Below are 23,158 nucleotides of genomic sequence, written 5' to 3'. Positions count from 1 at the left end.
GGGCCGCGGCAGGGCCCGGCCCCGGACTACCTCCACCTTCCGGTGAAGCGGCGCAACCGGATCCCGGGCGGCGATCCGATCAGAGTCGCAGCTGCGGGAGCAGATCCTCGGGTACCGGCCGGACCGTCATCGACCCGCTAACAAAAGGGTGCGAGCTCGTCGAACCGCATCGAGGCCCGGCCGGCGGTGCGCCAGGCCCGAGCGGTGAGATCCACGTCCTCATCGGTGACCAGATTTCCCATCACGCGGACCGCGGTGCGCTGCAAGAACTTCGACCGCATCACCGGCGGCCCGCCGATCGGGACCATCCGCGGGTGGGTGGCCAGGCCCGCGATACGCCGCGCCACCGAATAGGTGCGGCCGTACTTGGCGCGCAACAGGTTCGGCCAGACGCGGGTGAGGTCGGCTTCGTCCAGTAGTTCGGAGAGCATATGGCCACCCTCCAGCCCGTAGTCGATGCCCTCGCCGTTCAACGGGTTCACACAGCCGGCGGCATCGCCGACCAGCGCCCAGTTGCCTCCCGCGATACCGGACACCGCGCCGCCCATCGGCAAGAGCGCCGAGGACACCGCGCGCACCGAGCCGCTCAGCTCCCATTCCTCGCGCCGCTGCTCCGTGTAGTACTCCAGCAGGGGTTTCAACGCGATATGCGAGGGCCGCTGCTCGGTGGCCAGCGACCCGACCCCGATGTTCACCTCGCCGTTGGCGAGCGGGAAAACCCAGCCGTACCCGGGCACCAGCTCATCTTCGGCGTTGCGCAGTTCCAGATGCGAGGTGATCCACTGGTCGTCGCTGCGGCCGGAAGAGATGTAGGCCCGCGCCGCCACACCGTAGGCGTACCGGCGATGCCAGGTACGTCCCAGCATTTTGCCGACCGGGGAGCGCACCCCGTCGGCCACGATCAGGGTCCGGCAGCCGATTTCGTGGGTGGCGCCGCCCGTCCGCACGGTCACCCCGGCGACCCGGTCACCGTCGCGCGAGACGTCCACGACCTTGACGCCGTCGAGCATCCGCGCCCCGGATTTCACCGCGGTATCGCGCAGTTTGTCGTCCAGTTCGGTGCGCGGTATCGCGCTGCCGTAGGTCGGGAACGAACCGCCCGGCCAGGGCAGCAACGCTTCCCTGCCGAACCCGGTCATCCGCAAACCGTGGTTGACGGTGTGCGCCCGGACCCACTCGCCCAGACCCAGATGCTCGAGTTCCGCGGTGGCCCGCGGAGTGAGGCCGTCACCACATGTCTTGTCCCGCGGGAAGACCGCGGAGTCCAGGAGCAGCACATCGCGACCCGCACGAGCGGCCCAGGCCGCGGCCGCCGAACCAGCCGGTCCCGCACCCACGACCAGCACCTGTACGTGCGCGGGCAGCGCGTTGTGGTCCGTAACGGATGGTGTGGCTTCGGGTGCACCCATGCGGTCAATAGTTACAGGCCGTCGACAGTGATGTCGATGGCGGTACGGTGCAGGGTGACGGTGTTCATGGGCGTTCCGACATGAACACGCTAGGTTCATCACCGTGGGGTCGGACGCGTCCTTGGGAGAAGGTATGAGCACATCTGCTGTGAGCGAAGCCGGCACGGTGGTGGCGGGGGTAGACCTTGGAGACCCCGCCCTCGCCGATACCGTGCGCAACGGCCTCGATGAAGTAGAGAAACTGCTGGTCGAGGAACTGTCCGACGGTGCGTCCTTCCTCCAGGAAGCCGCACTGCACCTGGCCAAGGCAGGCGGCAAGCGATTCCGGCCGCTGTTCACCATCCTCACCGGGCAGTTGGGCCCCCGCCCGGGCGACCCGGACCTGATCACCGCCGGCACCGTCGTCGAACTCGTGCACCTGGCCACCCTCTATCACGACGACGTCATGGACGAAGCCACCATGCGCCGGGGTGCGACCAGCGTGAACTCCCGCTGGGGCAACAGTGTGGCGATCCTGGCCGGCGACTATCTCTTCGCGCACGCTTCCCGCCTCACCTCGACGCTGGGCCCGGATGCCGTGCGCATCATCGCCGAGACCTTCGCCGAACTGGTCACCGGTCAGATGCGCGAAACGATGGGCGCCCGCGAATCCAACGATCCGGTCGCGCACTATCTGCGCGTGGTCTGGGAGAAGACCGGTTCACTGATCGCGGCCTCCGGCCGTTTCGGCGGCACCTTCTCCGGCGCCGCCGACGACCACGTGGAACGCCTGGCCCGCCTCGGCGACGCGGTGGGCACCGCCTTCCAGATCTCCGACGACATCATCGATATCTCCTCGGTATCGGCCCAATCCGGTAAAACCCCCGGCACCGACCTGCGCGAAGGCGTTCACACCCTCCCGGTCCTCTACGCCCTCCGCGACGAAGGCCCCGACGGCGACCGCCTGCGCACCCTCCTGGCCCACCCGCTCGAATCCGACGCCGAAGTAGCCGAAGCCCTGGAACTGCTCGGCCGCTCCCCGGGCATGACCCAGGCCAAGGAAAAGTTGCGCGAGTACGCCGATATCGCTCAGACGGAACTGAAGGCCCTGCCCTCGGGCCCCGCCAACGACGCCCTGGTCCGGCTGGTCCAGTACACGATCGAACGGGTCGGATAGGCAGCATCCAGCCTGTATAAGCGGGTGCGGGGCTCGTACCTGGAAGTGCAGGGGCTTGATCGGCTTCGACGGACACGGTGGGTGCGGTGGTCGGGCTGCTGGCTCGGTCTCGTATTCGGCGGGACTGCGGTAGCCCAGGCTGCTGCGTAGTCGGTGCAGGTTGTACCAGCTTTCGATGAAGTCGAAGATCGCGGTGCGGGCGGCGGCCCGGCTGGGCCAGGTGGTGATGTCGAGGAGTTCGCGCTTCATGGTGGCGATGAACGATTCGGCGAGCGCATTGTCTGGGCTTGCTCGCGAGGGTGAGGGGTGGGGTTGCTCGCGAGGGTCTGTGTTTATTTGCGCCGCCTGCGGCGTCGCGGGGGTTGAGGCCCCCTTGGTCCCGGCGTTCAGCCCTCGAGACTCGAGGCTTCGCCTCATGCGCTTTCGAGGGCTGAACGCCGGGACGGGCCTCAACCCTCCAAGTGCCTCGCTGGACTCGGCGCCGAGCGGTTACGTCGCATACGGACCTTCCGGACCATCGCGCACCTGGTCCGCACAGGCAGACCTTGTCGCCGGTCCTGTTGTCCGGGGCCACACGTCGCACGGCTCTCAGCACCCTGGTCCACACGGGCACACCCTCGAATGGTTCCCCTCCGCCGAACCGGCGCACCCTCCCTGCGCCGAGTCCAGCGAGGCCCACACAGGTTGCGGCCCGGCCCGCGTTTCAGCGCCCGAAGCGCATGCGCCGCAGGCGCGAGTCTCGGGCGCTGAAACGCGGGCCCTCTGGGGCCGCAACCCGCGACGCCGTAGGCGGCGCCGATGACACAGCAACCCGCGACGCCGCGGCGCAAATAAACACGGAACTCCGGGACGGACGTGATCGTTGTCGTGCAGTAGCGTTCTTACCGAAATCCGCGCGTCTGGGCGCGCCACGTATACAGGAGTGCTATGCACGGGCACGGGTTTGCGAATGGAATGAAAACGTTCGGGCTCATGGTCGGCCTTTCCGCTCTGATCGTGCTGGTGGGAGCGGCGTTCCGGAACACGACCATTCTGATCGTCGCGGTGGTTCTCGCGGTGGCGATGAATGGTTACGCGTATTTCAACAGCGATAAGCTCGCGCTCAAGGCGATGCGGGCGCAGCCGGTGAGCGAGATCGAGGCGCCTGCGATCTACGGGATAGTGCGTGAGCTGGCCACTATCGCTCGTCAGCCGATGCCGCGATTGTATATAAGTCCGACCAACGCACCGAACGCGTTCGCGACCGGACGTAATCCGCGGCATGCGGCGGTGTGCTGTACCAGCGGTATTCTGCAGATCCTGGACGAGCGGGAATTGCGTGCGGTGCTCGGGCACGAACTGTCCCATGTATACAACCGGGATATTCTGATCTCGTCGGTGGCGGGCGCTATGGCGGCGGTGATTTCCGGGCTGGCGAATTTCGCATATTTCACAGCCGTTTTCGGCGGCAATCGGGGTGGTTCCGGGCCGAATATGGTCGGGATGCTCTTGGTTTCCCTGCTGGGTCCCATTGCCGCTGGTTTGATCAAGCTCGCGGTGTCCCGGTCCCGCGAGTATCAGGCCGACGAGTCGGGTGCCGAGCTCACCGGTGACCCGCTCGCGCTGGCATCGGCACTGCGCAAATTGGAGCGCGGCGTGCAGGCGGCGCCGTTGCCGCCCGAACCCCGGCTGACCGCGCAGTCGCATCTGATGATCGCCAATCCGTTCCGCGCCGGCGATCGGATGGCCCGGATGTTCTCGACGCATCCGCCGATGGCGGAACGGATCGCGCGGCTGGAACAGATGGCGGGCCGGTGAGCGTGTCCGGACCTGACCCGCACACGCCGGCCGGGGCTGTCTACCGGTAGTTCACGAACTGCAGAGCGATCCCGAAGTCCTCGCCTTTGATCAAGGTGATCACGGCTTGCAGATCATCGCGTTTCTTACTGCTGACTCGCAGTTCCTCGCCTTGGATCTGCGCTTTGACGCCCTTGGGGCCTTCGTCACGGATCTTCTTGGAGATCTTCTTGGCGTGTTCGGAGTCGATGCCCTGTACCAGCGTCCCGGTGACCTTGTAAGTCTTGCCCGAGGAAACCGGTTCGCCCGCGTCGAATGCCTTGAGGGAGATGTCGCGGCGGATCAATTTTTCCTTGAACACTTCGAGCGCGGCCTTCACTCGTTCCTCGGATTCCGCGGTGAGCACTATTTTGTCCTCGCCGGACCATTCGATCTCCGCGCCCGTGCCCCGGAAGTCGTAGCGGGTGTTCAGTTCTTTCTCGGCCTGGTGCAGGGCGTTGTCGACCTCCTGCCGCTCGACCTTGCTGACGATGTCGAATGATGAATCGGCCACACTGCGCTCCTGTTCGCTGTTGAGTCACCTGGGTGCTTACGCAAGCTACCTGGTCGGTGGCCCAGCGCCGCGCCGCCGTGGTGATCGGCGGGAGTTCGGGGGATCTGGCCAGCGGGTTTGCATTACAGGTGCGGGTTCGTTGTATCCTGCTGAGCGCACTGAGAAAGCGATCGCGAGATCAAGAGTGCGGGATAAGGCAGGTTGCCCGAGCGGCCAATGGGAGCAGACTGTAAATCTGTCGGTGAAAGCCTACGTAGGTTCGAATCCTACACCTGCCACCACGAGCCCCCGCCGGTTGAGACCGGCGGGGGCTCTGTTGTTTCCACCGGTTCGCGGCGGCGGGTCTCGGGTGTGGAAAATGTGCTCTGACCACTCGGTTTGGAGCTCTTGGCGGTGAGTGTGTACTCTCGTTCAAGTCTTCGGGGCAACGAGTACTAGTCCATCGGTACCCGCTGCTCAGAGGTCGTGCCCCCTTAGCTCAGTCGGTAGAGCGTTTCCATGGTAAGGAAAAGGTCAACGGTTCGATTCCGTTAGGGGGCTCGCCGGATTGCCGGTGATGTCCCGACTCGGCATTCCAAGCCGCGGCGTCGCCGTCGCAGATGGCGCGTAAGGCGGTGTAGCTCAGGCGGTAGAGCAAACGACTCATAATCGTTGTGTCGCCGGTTCGAGTCCGGCCATCGCTACCCATACTGATTGACCCTCTGGTTGACCGGAAAGAAGGCATATCGTGGCCGCGAAGTCCACCGATGTCCGGCCAAAGATCACCTTGGCCTGCGAGCAGTGCAAGCATCGCAACTACATCACCAAGAAGAACCGGCGTAACGACCCGGATCGGCTGGAACTGAAAAAGTTCTGCCCGAACTGCGGCACGCACCGGGCGCATCGCGAATCCCGCTGATTCTCGCGTGACGTCGCCGCGGTAGCGGTCGGCGAGCATCCGGACGGGTCGCGACTCGCCGGACGCTCACAGCGCGACGGTCCGGAGCTGTTTCGGCTCGGTCACCGGTCGCGCTGTGGTTTTCGCCCCGTCCGATGGCGGCGTCATGTTTCCGCGGTGGTTGCGCGAACCACCGGTTCCGCGGCCGGTCCTCGGCCGCTGTAATGATCAGGCGGCAGCACGGCCCTTTTTCGGTCACGCCGACTACTATCTTCAGGCCCGACGCCAAGCCGCCATGCGGACTCCGTGCTCCGGGGTCAGATAGGTACAGTCCTCCCGTGACAATGAACACCGGAACAGACGAAGTGGTCGCGACGGATACGGAGTTCGACGCCGCCGCTCATGCGGCCGCGATGGTCGGTCACCACTACCGCGTGGACGACTACTACGAGGTCGGCCGTGAGAAGGTGCGGGAATACGCGCGTGCTGTTCAGGACAGCCACCCGGCGCACTGGGATGAAGACGTCGCCCTGGAATTCGGCTATGACGGTCTGGTAGCCCCGCTGACCTTCATCTCCCTCGTCGGGATCCTGGCGCAGCGCAAACTCTTCGAAACGGTCGTCACCGGCTATGACCTGAGCCAGATCATGCAGACCGATCAGATCCTGGAGTTCCATCGTCCGATCCTGGTCGGCGACCAGTTGACCTGCGATGTGCATCTGCATTCTTTCCGGCAGGCCTTCGGCGGCGACATCATCGTCACCAAGAACATCGTCACCGATCAGCGCGATGAGTTGGTCCTCACCACGTATACGACACTTGTAGGCCGCAGTGGTGGCGATATCGACCCGAACCTGAACGATGCGGTCCGCAAGGTCCTCATGCACGGGATGGACGCGGCGGTTCCCGATCACACGCCACGGACCGAGCACGTAGTACCGGCCCCGGCCGTGGGAAATGCGGTCCCGACACGGTTCGCCCGGGCATTCGACGATGTCTCCGTGGGCGACGAGCTGCCACCCCGGATCGTCCACCTCACTCGCGGCGATCTGGTGAACTACGCCGGTGTCTCCGGTGACGCGAACCCGATCCACTGGAGCGACGAGGTCGTCAAGCTGGTCGACCTGGACACCTGCGTCGGGCACGGCATGCTCTCCATGGGCCTGGGCGGGGGATTCGTGACCTCCTGGCTGGGCGACCCGGGTGCGGTGAAGGAGTACAACGTCCGGTTCACCAGTCCGGTCTTCGTGAGCGCCACCGAGCCGGCCGAAGTCGAGTTCACCGGCAAGGTGAAGTCCGTCGATCCGGAAACCGAGACCGCCGTGATCGCGATCGTGGCGAAGTCGGGTGGTCGCAAGATTTTCGGCCGGGCCACGGCAACCGTCCAGTTGTCCTGACCTGGTCGAGCGCCCCTGATTGGCTTCCGCCGCCGACCGTGCCGTACACTCGGGTTTCTGGGGTCACCAGCTGATGCGCGCTGTTCTGCAAGGCTGGTTCCAGGCGGGGTTCGTACACTTCGGCTACATCGGCTGAGTAGGCTCGAGCCGGTACCGGGTCGACCGGCCCCGCCGACGGGGCCGGCACCTGCTGGAGCGGCGCGCGTGTTGTGTGGCACCAGCGCTGATAACTGAATATCGCAGTGTGGCTGCATCTCGCGACAGTGTCGGAGTTCAGCCGAAGGGGCGTAGCTCAATTGGTAGAGCACCGGTCTCCAAAACCGAAGGTTGCAGGTTCAAGTCCTGTCGCCCCTGCCCTGGATGTCAGCGATGAGAGAGGATCGACGTGACCGACGAGCGGGACACCCGCCGCGGCGGATACGGCGCCGACGACGGCGATAACGCCGCCGCTGCTGCGCAGCGTCCGAGCGGAAAGCGCTCCGCTCGCCGGGGCCGGTCCACTTCATCGGGCGCGTCCGATACCGGTTCGATCGCGACCATCGATCGGCCCGCGCGCAAGGCCGAGACGAAGTCCGGCCGAGCCGAACGCGAGCGGTCCCGGAATCCGTTCAAGCGTTTGTTCAAGTTCCTGCGTGAGGTGATCGCGGAACTGCGGAAGGTTATCTGGCCCAACCGGAAGCAGATGATCACCTATACGACCGTTGTTCTGGTGTTCGTGGTCTTCATGGTCGCGTTCATCAGCGGGTTGGATCTGGCGTTCATCAAGGGTGTCGACTGGTTGTTCGGTTAGCCAGGCGACATCGGAGCCGGTAACCGATCCGCGCCGCGGGCCCGACGGTGCCCAACCGCCGCGCCCGCACCCCGGCACGCAGAGGATGCATGTGACGACACAGGAAGCGAGTGCCCAGTGAGCACCCCGGAGAACGACACCACCGACGAGTTCCCGGTCGACGATCAAGCGGCCGAGGAAGCCGCCGTATCCGTCGAGGAGCCGGCGTCCGACGCCGAGCCCGTGGCTGCCGACGAGGCCGCACCCGCCGACGAAGCCGCACCGGTGTCCGCCGACGCGGAGGAAGAACCGGACCCGGTAGAGCAGATGAAGGCCGTGCTGCGGCGTGCTCCCGGCGACTGGTACGTGATCCACTCCTATGCCGGGTACGAGAACAAGGTGAAGACCAATCTCGAGACCCGTGTGCAGAACCTGGACCTGGAGGATTACATCTTCCAGGTGGAGGTGCCCACCGAAGAGGTCACCGAGATCAAGAACGGTCAGCGCAAGAGCGTCAACCGTAAGGTGCTGCCGGGCTACATCCTGGTCCGGATGGATCTGAACGACGAATCCTGGGGTGCGGTCCGCAATACCCCGGGTGTCACCGGGTTCGTGGGCGCGACGTCGCGTCCCTCGCCGCTGACCATCAACGAAGTGGTGAAATTCCTCGTCCCGGCTTCGCAGCAGAAGAAGGCCGCGCCGGCCGCCGCATCCGCCGGTGGGGAAAGCGCCGGCGAGACCAAGGCCAAGCCCACCATCGAGGTCGATTTCGAGATCGGCGAGTCGGTGACCGTGATGGACGGCCCGTTCGCGACGCTGCCCGCCACCATCTCCGAGGTCAACGCCGAACAGCAGAAGCTCAAGGTGCTCGTCTCGATCTTCGGACGCGAGACCCCGGTCGAGCTGGAATTCACCAAGGTCGCCAAGATCTAGTCGGCGGCGCCTGTGTTTCCCGGGGCGGTGACCCCGGGCCGGAACTTGCAAAGAGCAAGGAACACCACACCCTAGGAAAGAAAGATGCCCCCCAAGAAGAAGAAGCTCGCCGGGATCATCAAGCTTCAGATCCAGGCCGGCGCGGCGAATCCGGCTCCGCCGGTGGGCCCGGCGCTCGGTCAGCACGGCGTCAACATCATGGAGTTCTGCAAGGCGTACAACGCCGCGACCGAATCGCAGCGCGGCAATGTCGTCCCGGTCGAGATCTCGGTGTACGAGGATCGGTCCTTCGACTTCAAGCTGAAGACCCCGCCCGCTGCCCGGCTCCTGCTGAAGGCCGCCGGTGTGCAGAAGGGTTCGCCCGAGCCGCATCGCAACAAGGTCGCCACGGTGACCATGGATCAGGTGCGCGAGATCGCCAAGACCAAGCAGGAAGATCTGAACGCCAACGATATCGATCAGGCGGCCAAGATCATCGCTGGGACCGCGCGCTCGATGGGTATCACCGTCGAAGGCTGAGGTGCGATACCTCCGCCTTCGCTACGGCCTCCGCCGTTCGGATGTGATGCGATCCCTTTGCCTTCGCCGAGGGCTCCGCGTCCGTATGCGACAGGTCGTTCGGACCCAGCGGAGCATCTTCGCGATCCCGCTTTCGGTGGGAGGGCCGGCCAGGCCCGATAACCACAGCTGAACCAAAGACTAAGGACAGAAAAACATGGCAAAACGAAGCAAGGCGTACCTCGCCGCCGCCGAGAAGATCGACCGCGACAAGCTGTACTCGCCGTTGGCCGCGGCACGGTTGGCCAAGGACACCGCCACCACCAAGACGGACGCGACCGTCGAGGTCGCCGTCCGGCTCGGCGTCGACCCCCGCAAGGCCGACCAGATGGTGCGCGGCACGGTGAACCTGCCGCACGGCACCGGCAAGACCGCCCGCGTCATCGTGTTCGCGGCCGGTGAGAAGGCTGCCGAGGCCGAGGCCGCGGGCGCCGACGCGGTGGGCGCCGAGGACCTGATCGAGCGGATCCAGGGCGGCTGGCTGGATTTCGACGCCGCGATCGCCACCCCGGACCAGATGGCCAAGGTCGGCCGGATCGCCCGCGTGCTGGGCCCGCGCGGTCTGATGCCGAACCCGAAGACCGGCACGGTCACCACCGATGTGACCAAGGCGGTCAACGACATCAAGGGTGGCAAGATCAACTTCCGGGTCGACAAGCAGGCCAACCTGCACTTCGTGATCGGTAAGGCCTCCTTCGACGACAGCAAGCTGGTCGAGAACTACGGTGCCGCGCTGGACGAGATCCTGCGGGCCAAGCCCTCGACCGCCAAGGGGCGTTACGTCAAGAAGGTGACGGTCTCGACGAACACCGGACCGGGCATCCCGGTGGACCCGAACCGCACCCGCAACCTCCTGGAGGAGGACGCGTAAGCGCCACCCGGAATACAGAAGTACCGCAACGGCGGGAGCGTCTCGGACGCTCCCGCCGTTGTTTGTCGGTGCCGACCCTGTCGCGCTGCGTCCGACGCGATATCCCGCGGCTCGGGCGGACGGTCTCACGAAATGAATGGGTCGGCACCTCGGCCGGCCGGGCTCGGCGATCCGCGGGTGCCCGGGATTTCCGGTTCGGCCCGGTGATCGATTACGGCCGCGTCGCGCAGGGGAATCTCCCTCTCGAAGCGCGGATTCCGAGTGTTCGCGTTCGTCTCGGTCGGCGGGGGAGCCCGCGGGCCGGAACGCGACTTCGAGTCGCCGGACTAATTTCTCCCGGCCGATCGTTACTCGGTGGTGTGACGGTGGTTCTACTGATTTCCGGGAGTACACGGGTGGGGTCGACCAACACGGCCGCGCTGCGGACTGTGGCGGCTGTCGCCCCGGACGGCGTCGGTGTGCGGTGGTACGGCGGATTGGCGGAGTTACCCGCGTTCGTTCCCGGTGCGGAGGGGCCTGTCCACCCCGCGGTACAGGAACTGCGGGAACAGTTGGGGGCCGCTGACGCGGTGTTGTTCTGCACCCCCGAATACGCGGGCACGCTGCCGGGAAGCCTGAAGAACCTGCTGGACTGGACCGTCGGTGCGGGCGATCTGTATCAGAAGCCGGCCGCCTGGCTCACCGTGGCGGCGCCCGGGCGTGGTGCGGGGGCCGCGGCGACGCTGGCGAGTGTGCTCGGGTATGTCGGCGCCGACGTCGACGAGACGATCAGTGCGCGACTACCCGTATCGCGGGACGATATCGGGCCCGACGGACTCGTCGGCGGCGCCGGATTCCGGGCCGGCGCGGTCGAGGTATTGCGCCGGTTGGCCGGCCGCGTCGTCGCTGTCGCGTCCGATTGACGCGGTCGCCGGAACTGTTTTGCCAGATGAGGCAGTGTCCGGGTATGCTCGACCAGGTTGTCGACCAGTTCGGCACCACCCAATCCGTTCTACCGAAGACCGTTGGTCGCTGATTCCGCATGGGATCGGTCGAAGGTCCGGCGAAAGTGCCGGCGGCCCGCGCAGGGAGAGCCGAGGCTGGAAGCGAGCACAGGTGAGCCTGTGATCGAAATCTTCTTTCGCGCCCCGGAACGCTCTGCGTTCGGGGCGCTTGTTCTTTCGCCGGCCCCTGATTCGGTAGGGCATACCCGATCCGACATCAGAGAGGAGGCGAAGTATGGCGAAACCCGAAAAGGTTGCCGCGGTCGCGGAGATCGCCGAGCAGTTCAAGGGCTCGACGGCCGCATTGGTCACGGAATACCGTGGCCTGTCCGTCGGCGCGCTCACCGAACTGCGTCGCGCGCTCGGTGCCGACGCCACGTACTCCGTCGCCAAGAACACCCTGGTGAAGCGCGCTGCGGCCGAGGCCGGCGTGGAAGGTCTGGACGAGCTGTTCGTCGGACCCACCGCGATCGCGTTCATCTCCGGTGAACCGGTCGACGCCGCCAAGGCGCTGAAGACCTTTGCGAAGGACAACAAGGCGCTCGTCATCAAGGGCGGCTACATGGACGGCGCTGCGCTGTCCGTGTCCGAGGTCGAACGTATCGCCGACCTGGAGTCCCGTGAGGTTCTGCTGGCCAAGCTGGCCGGCGCGATGAAGGGCAACCTGGCCAAGGCTGCCGGGCTGTTCAACGCTCCCGCTTCGCAGGTGGCCCGGCTGGCCGCCGCGCTGCAGGACAAGAAGCAGGCCGAAGGTGGCGAAGCCGCCGCGGAGTAAGACCCGCGTCACCATTCGCGGAACGGTCGACTCCGGCTCGCCCGCACAGACATTCATTATCGAAAGGAAACAACAATGGCCAACGTTGACGAGCTGCTCGAAACCTTCGGCAACATGACCCTGCTCGAGCTGTCGGACTTCGTCAAGAAGTTCGAGGAGAAGTTCGAGGTCACCGCCGCCGCTCCGGTCGCCGTCGCCGCCGCGGGTGCCGCCCCGGCCGCCGCCGAGGCCGCCGAGGAGCAGGACGAGTTCGACGTCATCCTCGAGGGTGCCGGCGATAAGAAGATCCAGGTCATCAAGGTGGTCCGTGAGATCGTCTCCGGCCTGGGCCTGAAAGAAGCCAAGGACCTCGTCGAGGGCGCGCCGAAGCCGATCCTGGAGAAGGTGGCCAAAGACGCCGCCGAGGCCGCCAAGGAGAAGCTGGAAGGCGCCGGCGCCAAGGTTTCGGTCAAGTAATTACGACCGGCTGAGCCGCGAACGGGCGGTCCCCTTTTTTGGGGGACCGCCCGTTTTCTCGTTTGCAGGTTAACGGCGATTCCGCGCTGCGGGGACCGCAGACGATGGTTACTCTTCGGTCAGGTCGGGTGTGCTATGGGTGTGCCATGAGATACAGTGGCCCAACCTACTGTGACGTGACGCACCGCTTCCGGGTCTGCGGTGCCGAGTGGGTGGCTCGCTGAGAAATGTGGAGGTTGGCGTGGGCGTCGAGGTCAGGACCGAGAGTGTAACCAAGTCGTTCGGTTCACAACGGATTTGGCAGGACGTTTCTATTACCCTGCCTGCCGGTGAGGTCAGCGCGCTGCTGGGCCCGTCGGGCACCGGTAAGTCCGTATTCCTGAAGTCGCTGATCGGCCTGCTCCGGCCCGAGCGCGGCTCCATTTTCATCGGTGGTACCGATATCACCACCTGCTCCAACAAGGAGCTCTACGAGATCCGGAAACTCTTCGGGGTGCTGTTCCAGGACGGCGCGCTGTTCGGTTCTATGAACCTCTTCGACAATGTCGCCTTCCCGCTGCGCGAGCACACGAAGAAGTCCGAGTCCGAGATCCGCAAGATCGTGATGGAGAAGCTGGAGCTCACCGGTCTGCTCGGCGCCGAGGGCAAGCTGCCCGGCGAGATCTCCGGCGGTATGCGCAAACGAGCCGGTCTGGCCCGCGCGCTCGTCCTCGATCCGCAGATCATCCTGGTCGACGAGCCCGACTCCGGTCTGGACCCGGTGCGCACCTCGTACCTGAGCCAGTTGCTCATCGATATCAACGCGCAGATCGACGCCACGATCCTCATCGTGACGCACAACATCAACCTGGCCCGTACCGTGCCGGACAACATCGGCATGCTGTTCCGCCGCCAGTTGGTCATGTTCGGTCCGCGTGAGGTGCTGCTCACCAGCGAGGAGCCGGTGGTCAAGCAGTTCCTCAACGGCCGCATGATCGGCCCGATCGGTATGTCCGAGGAAAAGGACGAAGCCCAGATGGCCCGCGAGCAGGCCATGGTGGACGCCGGTCACCACCACGGTGGCGCCGAAGAGGTGGACGGCATCATCCCGCAGATGAAGGCCCAGCCGGGGATGCCGGTGCGGCAGGCCGTGGAACGGCGCAAGAACCGGGTGCGCGAGACCATGCACACCCTGCCGCACGCCGCGCAGGTAGCCATCCGGGAGTCGCTCGATCAGAACGACGAGACGATGGTCATGTCGTACAACTCGAGTGGACAGCGTCGCGGTGGTGACGCGGGCAACGATTTCCCGGGGTCGGATTTCGACACGATGCAGTACCCCAAGCTGTAGAAGCGAGCTTGCTCCGAAAGCAGCGCGTCGGGTGTATACCCGGCGCGCTGTTCTGTGTTTCCACACTCGCCGAGCGGGGCCGGCCGGCCGCGTGTTTTCCCGGGCGTCTCGGCCCGATCAGGCGCGATACCGCCGGTCGTAGGTGATCTTGTAGTGCACCAGGCGATTCGAAGGACGCCAGGTCGGCACGGGCACTTGACGAGTTTCGCCCGACCAGTCACGCTATTGGAGGCGGCTTCGGTCGCCGTGGTAGTGGACGACCGCCAGCGCCGAATTCGCTGTCGCCAGGCACCGCCCGTGGTCCGGAACGCAGCCAGCGGAACCGACCCGGCGCGTCAGCCGCGCAACGCTTCGTCGGGGTGGTACTTTGACACCTCCGTGTAGGTAGGTGTAGGTTTGGACGTTGCGCTGGCTGCCTCCTGTCCATTCCTTGATCGCACTACGAAAGTCCCACCCTTCCGGTGTTGCTTCCGTTGTTTGCTGTTCGAGTCTCGTTCGGGTTGTGACCAGCGAGAATCCAAAAATGTAGCAGACAAGCGACGGTCGCGGACCACCACGCGACGCGCGTGAGGTGCTGGAAGGACGCATCTTGGCAGTCTCCACCCAGACAAGCGCCAATACGAAGCTGGGAGTCACCGGGGGTACCCCTGGGGCTCCATTGCGGGTGTCTTTCGCGAAGATCCGGGAGCCACTGGAGGTGCCCGGACTTCTCGATCTACAAACGGAATCTTTCGCCTGGTTGGTCGGCACGCCGGATTGGCGTGAGCGGGCCGCCGCTCGCGGTGACGGCGGGTTGGTCGGCGGGCTCGAGGAGGTTCTCGAGGAACTCTCCCCGATCGAGGATTTCTCCGGCTCGATGTCCCTGTCCTTCTCCGATCCACGCTTCGAAGAGGTCAAGGCCTCGATCGATGAGTGCAAAGACAAGGACATGACCTACGCGGCGCCGTTGTTCGTCACCGCGGAGTTCATCAACAACAACACCGGTGAGATCAAGAGCCAGACGGTCTTCATGGGGGATTTCCCGATGATGACCGATAAGGGCACCTTCATCATCAACGGCACCGAGCGTGTCGTGGTCTCGCAGCTGGTGCGTTCGCCGGGCGTGTATTTCGACCATTCCGTCGACAAGAGCACCGAGAAGGATCTGCACAGTGTTCGGGTCATCCCGAGCCGCGGGGCCTGGCTGGAGTTCGATGTCGACAAGCGCGACACCGTCGGTGTCCGTATCGACCGCAAGCGTCGTCAGCCGGTGACCGTGCTGCTCAAGGCCCTGGGCTGGAGCACCGAAGAGATCACCGAGCGGTTCGGGTTCTCCGAGATCATGATGTCCACCCTGGAGAAGGACAACACGGCCGGCCAGGACGAGGCGCTGCTCGATATCTACCGGAAGCTGCGTCCGGGCGAACCGCCCACCAAGGAGTCCGCGCAGACCCTGTTGGAGAACCTGTTCTTCAAGGAGAAGCGCTACGACCTCGCGCGCGTCGGTCGCTACAAGATCAATAAGAAGCTCGGTCTGCATCCGGGCGAGGCCATCGACGGGTCCGTGCTGACCCGCGAGGACATCGTCTCGACGATCGAATACCTGGTGCGGCTGCACGCCGGCGACCGGACGATGACCGCCCCCGGCGGCGTCGAGGTACCGGTCGGCGTGGACGATATCGACCACTTCGGCAACCGTCGGCTGCGTACCGTGGGCGAGCTCATCCAGAACCAGATCCGGGTCGGCCTGTCCCGGATGGAGCGTGTGGTCCGCGAGCGGATGACCACCCAGGACGTCGAGGCCATCACGCCGCAGACCCTGATCAACATCCGCCCGGTCGTGGCCGCGATCAAGGAGTTCTTCGGAACCTCGCAGCTCTCGCAGTTCATGGACCAGAACAACCCGCTGTCGGGCCTGACCCACAAGCGGCGCCTCTCGGCGCTGGGCCCGGGTGGTCTGTCCCGTGAGCGCGCCGGCCTCGAGGTGCGCGACGTGCACCCCTCGCACTACGGCCGCATGTGCCCGATCGAGACCCCGGAAGGCCCGAACATCGGCCTGATCGGCTCGTTGTCGGTGTACGCGCGGGTCAACCCGTTCGGTTTCATCGAAACGCCGTACCGCAAGGTGGAGAACGGCCGGGTCACCGATGAGGTCAAGTACCTGACCGCGGACGAGGAGGACCGGCACGTCCGGGCCCAGGCCAACTCCGCGGTAGACGCCGACGGCAATTTCGTCGAGGACCGGGTGCTGTGCCGCCGCGGCAACGAGGAAATGGAATTCGTCGACGCCATCGAGGTCGACTACATGGACGTCTCGCCGCGCCAGATGGTGTCGGTCGCGACGGCGATGATTCCGTTCCTCGAGCACGACGACGCCAACCGTGCCCTCATGGGTGCGAACATGCAGCGTCAGGCCGTGCCGTTGATCCGTTCCGAGGCTCCTGTGGTGGGCACGGGTATGGAGCTGCGGGCGGCGGTCGATGCCGGTGATGTGGTGGTGAACGAGAAGTCCGGTGTGGTCGAGGAGGTTTCCGCCGACTATGTGACGGTGATGGCCGATGACGGCAGTCGTAAGTCGTATCGGATGCGGAAGTTCGCGCGGTCGAATCAGGGTACGTGTGCCAATCAGCGTCCGATCGTGGACGAGGGTCAGCGGGTCGAGCGTGGTCAGGTGCTGGCCGATGGGCCGTGCACCGAGAACGGTGAGATGGCGCTGGGTAAGAACCTGCTCGTGGCGATCATGCCGTGGGAGGGTCACAACTACGAAGACGCGATCATCCTGTCCCAGCGTCTGGTGGAGGACGACGTTCTCACCTCGATTCATATCGAGGAGCACGAGATCGACGCCCGCGACACCAAGCTGGGTGCCGAGGAGATCACCCGCGATATCCCGAATGTGTCCGATGAGGTCCTCGCTGATCTCGACGAGCGCGGCATCGTGCGCATCGGTGCCGAGGTCCGTGACGGGGACATCCTGGTCGGCAAGGTCACGCCGAAGGGTGAGACCGAGCTGACCCCGGAGGAGCGGTTGCTGCGGGCGATCTTCGGTGAGAAGGCGCGCGAAGTCCGTGACACCTCCTTGAAGGTGCCCCACGGTGAGTCGGGCAAGGTCATCGGGATCCGGGTGTTCTCCCGCGACGACGATGACGATCTGCCTCCCGGTGTCAACGAGTTGGTTCGTGTTTATGTTGCGCAGAAGCGCAAGATCCAGGACGGTGACAAGCTCGCCGGACGCCACGGCAACAAGGGTGTGATCGGCAAGATCTTGGCGACCGAGGATATGCCGTTCATGCCCGACGGCACCCCGGTCGACATCATCTTGAACACCCACGGTGTGCCGCGTCGTATGAATATCGGTCAGATCCTGGAAACCCATCTGGGGTGGATCGGTAAAGCCGGTTGGGAGGTCGATGTCGCTTCCGACGGCACCCGTCCCGAGTGGGCGAAGGCGCTGCCGGAGGAGATGCTGGGCGCCCCGGCGGACTCCAATATCGCGACTCCGGTGTTCGACGGTGCGCGTGAGGAGGAGCTGACCGGGCTGCTGGCCTCGACGCGGCCCAACCGCGACGGTGACCGCATGGTCGACGACGACGGTAAGGCGACGTTGTTCGACGGTCGTTCCGGTGAGCCGTTCCCGTACCCGGTGGCGGTCGGCTACATGTACATCCTGAAGCTGCACCACCTGGTCGACGACAAGATCCATGCCCGCTCGACCGGTCCGTACTCGATGATCACCCAGCAGCCGCTGGGTGGTAAGGCGCAGTTCGGTGGTCAGCGTTTCGGTGAGATGGAGTGCTGGGCCATGCAGGCCTACGGCGCCGCCTACACCCTGCAGGAACTGCTGACCATCAAGTCCGACGACGTGGTGGGCCGGGTCAAGGTCTACGAGGCGATCGTCAAGGGCGAGAACATTCCGGAACCCGGCATCCCGGAATCGTTCAAGGTTCTACTCAAGGAACTCCAGTCGCTGTGCCTCAACGTCGAGGTGCTGTCGTCCGACGGCGCCGCGATCGAGATGCGCGACGGCGACGACGAGGATCTGGAGCGCGCGGCGGCCAATCTGGGCATCAACCTGTCCCGGAACGAAGCGGCCACCGTCGACGATCTGGCGAACTAGGGCGATAACCGGGTGCCGTAGACGGATTGCGGCTCGGCACCCGGTTACCGCGTTCGACCCCATTAGAGAACTTTTGCTCGTATTCGACCCGCACAGGGGAAAGGAAGTTACGTGCTAGACGTCAACTTCTTCGATGAACTCCGGATCGGCCTGGCCACCGCCGAAGACATCCGCAATTGGTCCTTCGGTGAGGTGAAGAAGCCGGAGACGATCAACTACCGCACGCTCAAGCCCGAGAAGGACGGCCTGTTCTGCGAGAAGATCTTCGGTCCCACCCGGGACTGGGAGTGCTACTGCGGTAAGTACAAGCGCGTCCGCTTCAAGGGCATCATCTGTGAGCGCTGCGGCGTCGAGGTCACCCGCGCCAAGGTGCGCCGCGAGCGGATGGGTCATATCGAGCTGGCCGCGCCGGTCACCCACATCTGGTACTTCAAGGGCGTGCCGAGCCGGCTCGGCTATCTGCTCGACCTGGCGCCGAAGGATCTGGAAAAGATCATCTACTTCGCCGCCTACGTCATCACCGCCGTCGACGACGAGATGCGGCACAACGAGCTGTCCACGCTCGAGGCGGAGATGGAGGTCGAGAAGAAGACCGTCGCCGATCAGCGTGACGCCGATCTCGAGGCCCGGGCGCAGAAGCTCGAGGCCGACGTGGCCGAGCTCGAGGCCGAAGGTGCCAAGTCCGACGTCCGCCGCAAGGTCAAGGACGGCGGTGAGCGGGAGATGAAGCAGCTCCGCGACCGCGCCCAGCGCGAACTGGACCGGCTCGACGAGATCTGGACCACCTTCACCAAGCTGGCTCCCAAGCAGCTGATCGTGGACGAGGTGCTCTACCGCGAGATCACCGACCGCTACGGCGAGTACTTCACCGGCGCGATGGGTGCGGAATCCATCCAGAAGCTGATGGAGAACTTCGATATCGCGGCCGAGGCCGAGAACCTGCGGGAGACCATCCGCAGCGGTAAGGGCCAGAAGAAGCTGCGCGCGCTCAAGCGGCTCAAGGTCGTCGCGGCCTTCCAGACCAACGGCAACTCGCCGATGGGCATGGTGCTCGACGCTGTTCCGGTGATCCCGCCGGAACTGCGGCCGATGGTCCAGCTCGACGGTGGCCGGTTCGCCACCTCCGACCTGAACGATCTCTACCGCCGTGTCATCAACCGCAACAACCGCCTCAAGCGACTGATCGACCTCGGCGCCCCCGAGATCATCGTCAACAACGAGAAGCGGATGCTGCAGGAGTCCGTGGACGCGCTGTTCGACAACGGCCGCCGCGGCCGGCCGGTCACCGGCCCGGGCAACCGCCCGCTGAAGTCCCTGAGCGATCTGCTCAAGGGCAAGCAGGGTCGTTTCCGGCAGAACCTGCTCGGTAAGCGTGTCGACTACTCCGGCCGTTCGGTCATCGTCGTCGGCCCGCAGCTCAAACTGCACCAGTGCGGTCTGCCCAAGCTGATGGCGCTCGAGCTGTTCAAGCCGTTCGTGATGAAGCGACTGGTCGACCTGAACCACGCGCAGAACATCAAATCCGCCAAGCGGATGGTGGAGCGGCAGCGGCCGCAGGTGTGGGATGTCCTCGAAGAGGTCATCGCCGAGCATCCGGTGCTGCTGAACCGTGCGCCGACCCTGCACCGCCTCGGTATCCAGGCCTTCGAGCCGCAGCTGGTCGAAGGTAAGGCCATCCAGCTGCACCCGCTGGTCTGTGAGGCGTTCAACGCCGACTTCGACGGTGACCAGATGGCCGTGCACCTGCCGCTGTCGGCGGAGGCGCAGGCCGAGGCCCGCATCCTGATGCTGTCCTCGAACAACATCCTGTCCCCGGCGTCGGGTCGCCCGCTGGCCATGCCGCGTCTGGACATGGTGACGGGCCTGTTCTATCTGACCCGGCACGAGGACAACGCCAAGGGCGCGTACCAGCCCTCGACCGGCGACGGTCCGGAGCAGGGCGTGTACTCCTCGCCGGCCGAAGCGCAGATGGCGGTCGACCGCGGTGAGCTGACCGTGCGTTCGAATATCAAGGTGCGGCTGACCGATCAGCGTCCGCCCAAGGAGGTCGAGGCCGAGCTGTTCCCGGACGGCTGGCGGCGTGGCGACGCGTGGACCACCCAGACCACGCTGGGCCGGGTGCTGTTCAACGAGTTGCTGCCCGCGGACTACGCGTTCATCAACGAGCCGATGCCCAAGAAGCGGCAGGCGACGATCATCAACGATCTCGCCGAGCGCTACCCGATGATCGTGGTCGCGCAGACCGTCGACAAGCTCAAGGACGCCGGCTTCTACTGGGCCACGCGTTCGGGTGTCACCGTCTCCATGTCGGACGTGCTCGTTCCGCCGGAGAAGGCCGAGATCATGGAGCGCTACGAGGCGCAGTCCGATCAGATCGAGAAGAAGTACCAGCGTGGTGCTCTCGATCACCAGGAGCGCAACAACGCCCTGGTCAAGATCTGGCAGGAGGCCACCGAAGAGGTCGGCCGCGCGCTGCGGGCGCACTACCCGCCCGATAACCCGATCATCACGATCGTCGATTCGGGCGCCACGGGTAACTTCACCCAGACCCGTACCCTCGCCGGTATGAAGGGCCTGGTGACGAACCCGAAGGGTGAGTTCATCCCGCGGCCGATCAAGTCCTCCTTCCGTGAGGGCCTGACGGTTCTGGAGTACTTCATCAACACCCACGGTGCTCGTAAGGGTCTGGCCGATACCGCGCTGCGTACCGCCGACTCGGGTTACCTGACCCGTCGTCTGGTGGACGTCTCCCAGGACGTCATCGTGCGCGAGCACGATTGCGCCACCGAACGCGGTATCACCGTGCACATCGCCGAGAAGCAGGCCGACGGCACGCTGATCCGCGACGCGCACGTCGAGACCTCGGCCTACGCCCGCACGCTGGCCTCCGACGCGCTCGACCAGAGCGGCAACGTCGTCGTCGGCAAGGGTGCGGACCTGGGCGATCCCGCGATCGAGGCGCTGCTGGACGCCGGTATCACCGAGGTGAAGGTCCGCTCGGTGCTGACCTGCACCACCGGTACCGGGGTCTGCGCGACCTGCTACGGCCGCTCCATGGCGACCGGCAAGCTGGTCGATATCGGCGAGGCCGTCGGTATCGTCGCCGCGCAGTCCATCGGTGAACCCGGTACCCAGCTCACCATGCGTACCTTCCACCAGGGTGGTGTCGCGGGTGACGACATCACCGGTGGTCTGCCCCGTGTGCAGGAGCTCTTCGAGGCTCGTGTGCCCAAGGGCAAGGCGCCGATCGCCGAGGTGTCGGGCCGGGTGCGGATGGAAGACGACGACCGCTTCTACAAGATCACCATCATTCCCGACGACGGCGGGGACGATGTGGTCTACGACAAGCTGTCCAAGCGTCAGCGGCTGCGCGTGTTCAAGCACGACGACGGCAGCGAGCGTCTGCTGTCCGACGGTGATCACGTCGAGGTCGGCCAGCAGCTGCTGGAAGGCGCGGCGGATCCGCACGAGGTGCTGCGCGTGATGGGCCCCCGGCAGGTTCAGATCCACCTGGTCCACGAGGTCCAGGAGGTCTACCGGAGCCAGGGTGTGTCGATCCACGACAAGCACATCGAGGTCATCGTCCGCCAGATGCTGCGCCGGGTGACGATCATCGACTCGGGCGCCACCGAGTTCCTGCCCGGTTCGCTCACCGAGCGTTCCGAGTTCGAGGCGTCCAACCGTCGCGTCGTCGCCGAGGGCAACGAGCCCGCGGCGGGTCGCCCGGTGCTGATGGGTATCACCAAGGCGTCGCTGGCCACCGATTCGTGGCTGTCGGCGGCGTCCTTCCAGGAGACCACTCGAGTCCTCACGGACGCGGCGATCAACTGCCGCTCCGACAGGCTCATCGGCCTCAAGGAGAACGTGATCATCGGTAAGCTGATCCCGGCCGGTACCGGCATCAACCGGTACCGCAACATCCAGGTTCAGCCGACCGAGGAGGCCCGTGCCGCGGCGTACGCGGTGCCGTCCTACGACGACACCTACTACAGCCCGGAGGGCTTCGGCGCCTCCACCGGCGCCGCCGTTCCGCTGGACGATTACGGATTCAGCGACTACCGGTAATCGGTAGGTAGCAACAGCATTCGGCCCCCGCATCGCCAACGATGCGGGGGCCGAATGCATATGTTTCGAACTGGTGGGGTATCTCGAGTTGTACTCGGGCGGAGCCCCTGGAGACTTACGGATTGTGTCGAGCAGAGGCAAGGCATGGGATTTCTGCCGCACGGCCGCTTTGCCCGCACCATGGACGCTATGGTCGAGCGCCTCGTCAAAGACATCGATGAGTTCGCCCAGGGCGACAGCGCTCTGATCCGCAACCTGACCAGCCGCCCTATCGGCGATTTCCTGCGCCTGTCAGGTGACGTCGACGCCAGGGGCGCTCATGGCCTGTCCGAAGTCGATGCGTCGCCACTGTCCGCCGCACGTGTTTCAGCACCGAGTGCGTTCGCCCGTCTTCCCGAGCCGGAGCATGTCCGGATACACACCGACAACTGGCGCCAGTACAGCGCACACGGGAGGAGGGATAGAGAAGACGCCGAGATGAGCCACGACACGGCCGTGTCGAACTTGCGCGCCAGGCTTCGGCAGTTCGGTCTTTCCGATGATCTTGCCCATCCGGCGCTGCCCGGTACACCCGAGTTCGACCGGATGCTCGATTCAGCGGACTCCGACTTGTTCATCTATGTGGTCCGGTCCGAGAACTATCCGGTGATTGTCCCGGAGCGGATAGACACTCGGCGATTCAATCATGCCGGTCTGATACTGCGCGCCGACGATACCGTGACCGCCGCGGGCGAAGTCCGGATCAGCGGTCGCACCGGTGATTACGTGGTCCCCGATCTCAACAACAGGTCGGGCGCGTTCACTCCGCCGCCGGGAACGCTGTCGGCCTCTGCGCTGCCGGCCATGGAGCGGTACGGACTCTTCCCGCAACAGATCACGGCACTGACGAATGAGGACCGGATCGGCGTCGTATATCCGCGATGACGTGCTGAGCTCGAAGGACTCGGCCCGCTCCCTGCCAGAGCGTGCCGAACTCCTGTTCGGCACGCGGGATCGGTTCACCCGGGGATCCTGGGAACCCGGCGCCGTGCGGTACGCCGCCGGCAGCCTCGCGCACAGAGATGAACCGAGTATTTCGATCACGTTGCGCGGATATGGCGTTAGGTCGAATTGCGTCGAATAGCGTTACAGCGCACTGTCTGCCGATGTCGTCG

General features: G+C 65.1%; 17 protein-coding genes, 4 tRNA genes and 1 pseudogene. 19 read left to right on the top strand and 3 right to left on the bottom strand.

Translation table 11 applies throughout. The annotated features are described in order from the left end of the window. Positions 1–137: 137 nt before the first annotated feature. Positions 138–1,409, bottom strand: a complete 1,272-nt coding sequence (locus OG804_RS20085; protein ID WP_328388727.1) for a geranylgeranyl reductase family protein — start codon at positions 1,407–1,409, stop codon at positions 138–140. A gap of 133 nt (positions 1,410–1,542) precedes the next feature. Between OG804_RS20085 and OG804_RS20080 the strand changes: the two genes are divergently transcribed. Beyond that, positions 1,543–2,565, top strand: coding sequence for a polyprenyl synthetase family protein (locus OG804_RS20080; RefSeq protein WP_328388725.1), 1,023 nt, complete (start codon positions 1,543–1,545; stop codon positions 2,563–2,565). A 105-nt stretch (positions 2,566–2,670) separates the two neighbouring features. Here OG804_RS20080 and OG804_RS20075 read toward each other — a convergent pair. Continuing rightward, positions 2,671–2,982 (bottom strand): annotated as a pseudogene (locus tag OG804_RS20075) (integrase core domain-containing protein); the annotation flags it as partial. 510 nt (positions 2,983–3,492) lie between these two features. Here OG804_RS20075 and htpX point away from each other — a divergent pair. Then, on the top strand, positions 3,493–4,362 hold the full coding sequence (htpX, locus tag OG804_RS20070; RefSeq protein ID WP_328388723.1) for a zinc metalloprotease HtpX: 870 nt from the start codon (positions 3,493–3,495) through the stop codon (positions 4,360–4,362). 40 nt (positions 4,363–4,402) lie between these two features. Here the strand turns inward: htpX and OG804_RS20065 are convergent, their stop codons facing one another. After that, on the bottom strand, positions 4,403–4,894 hold the full coding sequence (locus tag OG804_RS20065; RefSeq protein WP_328388721.1) for a YajQ family cyclic di-GMP-binding protein: 492 nt from the start codon (positions 4,892–4,894) through the stop codon (positions 4,403–4,405). 195 nt (positions 4,895–5,089) lie between these two features. On the opposite strand from OG804_RS20065, the gene OG804_RS20060 reads away from it, so the two are divergent. The 17 genes from OG804_RS20060 (at position 5,090) to OG804_RS19980 (ending at position 22,928) form a co-directional block, all read left to right on the top strand. Further along, positions 5,090–5,175: transfer RNA gene (locus tag OG804_RS20060), tRNA-Tyr, on the top strand. A gap of 186 nt (positions 5,176–5,361) precedes the next feature. Then, a tRNA-Thr gene (locus tag OG804_RS20055) sits at positions 5,362–5,434 on the top strand. 70 nt (positions 5,435–5,504) lie between these two features. After that, positions 5,505–5,577: transfer RNA gene (locus OG804_RS20050), tRNA-Met, on the top strand. A 44-nt stretch (positions 5,578–5,621) separates the two neighbouring features. Continuing rightward, positions 5,622–5,792 carry a 50S ribosomal protein L33 gene (gene rpmG / locus OG804_RS20045; RefSeq protein WP_011211653.1) on the top strand — a complete coding sequence of 57 codons (171 nt, stop codon included), beginning with the start codon at positions 5,622–5,624 and terminating at the stop codon, positions 5,790–5,792. 323 nt (positions 5,793–6,115) lie between these two features. Next, positions 6,116–7,168, top strand: a complete 1,053-nt coding sequence (locus tag OG804_RS20040) for a fused (3R)-hydroxyacyl-ACP dehydratase subunits HadA/HadB (protein WP_328398547.1) — start codon at positions 6,116–6,118, stop codon at positions 7,166–7,168. 281 nt (positions 7,169–7,449) lie between these two features. Then, positions 7,450–7,522, top strand: a tRNA-Trp gene (locus OG804_RS20035). A gap of 31 nt (positions 7,523–7,553) precedes the next feature. After that, on the top strand, positions 7,554–7,958 hold the full coding sequence (secE, locus tag OG804_RS20030) for a preprotein translocase subunit SecE (RefSeq protein WP_328388719.1): 405 nt from the start codon (positions 7,554–7,556) through the stop codon (positions 7,956–7,958). A 117-nt stretch (positions 7,959–8,075) separates the two neighbouring features. Next, on the top strand, positions 8,076–8,870 hold the full coding sequence (gene nusG / locus OG804_RS20025; protein ID WP_328388717.1) for a transcription termination/antitermination protein NusG: 795 nt from the start codon (positions 8,076–8,078) through the stop codon (positions 8,868–8,870). 84 nt (positions 8,871–8,954) lie between these two features. Then, positions 8,955–9,389: a 50S ribosomal protein L11 gene (rplK, locus tag OG804_RS20020; protein WP_328388715.1), complete on the top strand. Its 435-nt coding sequence runs from the start codon at positions 8,955–8,957 to the stop codon at positions 9,387–9,389. Between the two features lie 196 nt (positions 9,390–9,585). Beyond that, positions 9,586–10,299, top strand: coding sequence for a 50S ribosomal protein L1 (gene rplA, locus OG804_RS20015; protein ID WP_328388713.1), 714 nt, complete (start codon positions 9,586–9,588; stop codon positions 10,297–10,299). Positions 10,300–10,658: 359 nt separating this feature from the next. Continuing rightward, positions 10,659–11,201 (top strand): NADPH-dependent FMN reductase, encoded by a 543-nt coding sequence (locus OG804_RS20010; protein WP_328388711.1) that lies wholly within the window; start codon positions 10,659–10,661, stop codon positions 11,199–11,201. A 316-nt stretch (positions 11,202–11,517) separates the two neighbouring features. Further along, complete coding sequence (rplJ, locus tag OG804_RS20005; RefSeq protein WP_328388709.1) at positions 11,518–12,057, top strand: 50S ribosomal protein L10; 540 nt, start codon at positions 11,518–11,520, stop codon at positions 12,055–12,057. 75 nt (positions 12,058–12,132) lie between these two features. Further along, complete coding sequence (rplL, locus tag OG804_RS20000) at positions 12,133–12,513, top strand: 50S ribosomal protein L7/L12 (RefSeq protein WP_058855021.1); 381 nt, start codon at positions 12,133–12,135, stop codon at positions 12,511–12,513. A gap of 241 nt (positions 12,514–12,754) precedes the next feature. Then, positions 12,755–13,843 (top strand): ABC transporter ATP-binding protein, encoded by a 1,089-nt coding sequence (locus OG804_RS19995; RefSeq protein ID WP_328388707.1) that lies wholly within the window; start codon positions 12,755–12,757, stop codon positions 13,841–13,843. Positions 13,844–14,414: 571 nt separating this feature from the next. Continuing rightward, a complete protein-coding gene (rpoB, locus tag OG804_RS19990; RefSeq protein WP_442941582.1) occupies positions 14,415–17,939 on the top strand; it encodes a DNA-directed RNA polymerase subunit beta in 3,525 nt (1,174 codons plus the stop codon). 111 nt (positions 17,940–18,050) lie between these two features. Further along, entirely contained in the window at positions 18,051–22,004 is a 3,954-nt protein-coding gene (locus OG804_RS19985) for a DNA-directed RNA polymerase subunit beta' (protein ID WP_328388705.1), read from the top strand. A gap of 54 nt (positions 22,005–22,058) precedes the next feature. Next, entirely contained in the window at positions 22,059–22,928 is an 870-nt protein-coding gene (locus OG804_RS19980; RefSeq protein ID WP_328388703.1) for a hypothetical protein, read from the top strand. The last annotated feature ends 230 nt before the right edge of the window (positions 22,929–23,158 follow it).

Origin of the sequence: Nocardia sp. NBC_00416 (assembly GCF_036032445.1) — a bacterium.
Taxonomy (GTDB): domain Bacteria; phylum Actinomycetota; class Actinomycetes; order Mycobacteriales; family Mycobacteriaceae; genus Nocardia.
Note: the sequence above shows the minus strand (reverse complement) of the source record. Positions and strands in the feature narration are given on the sequence as shown.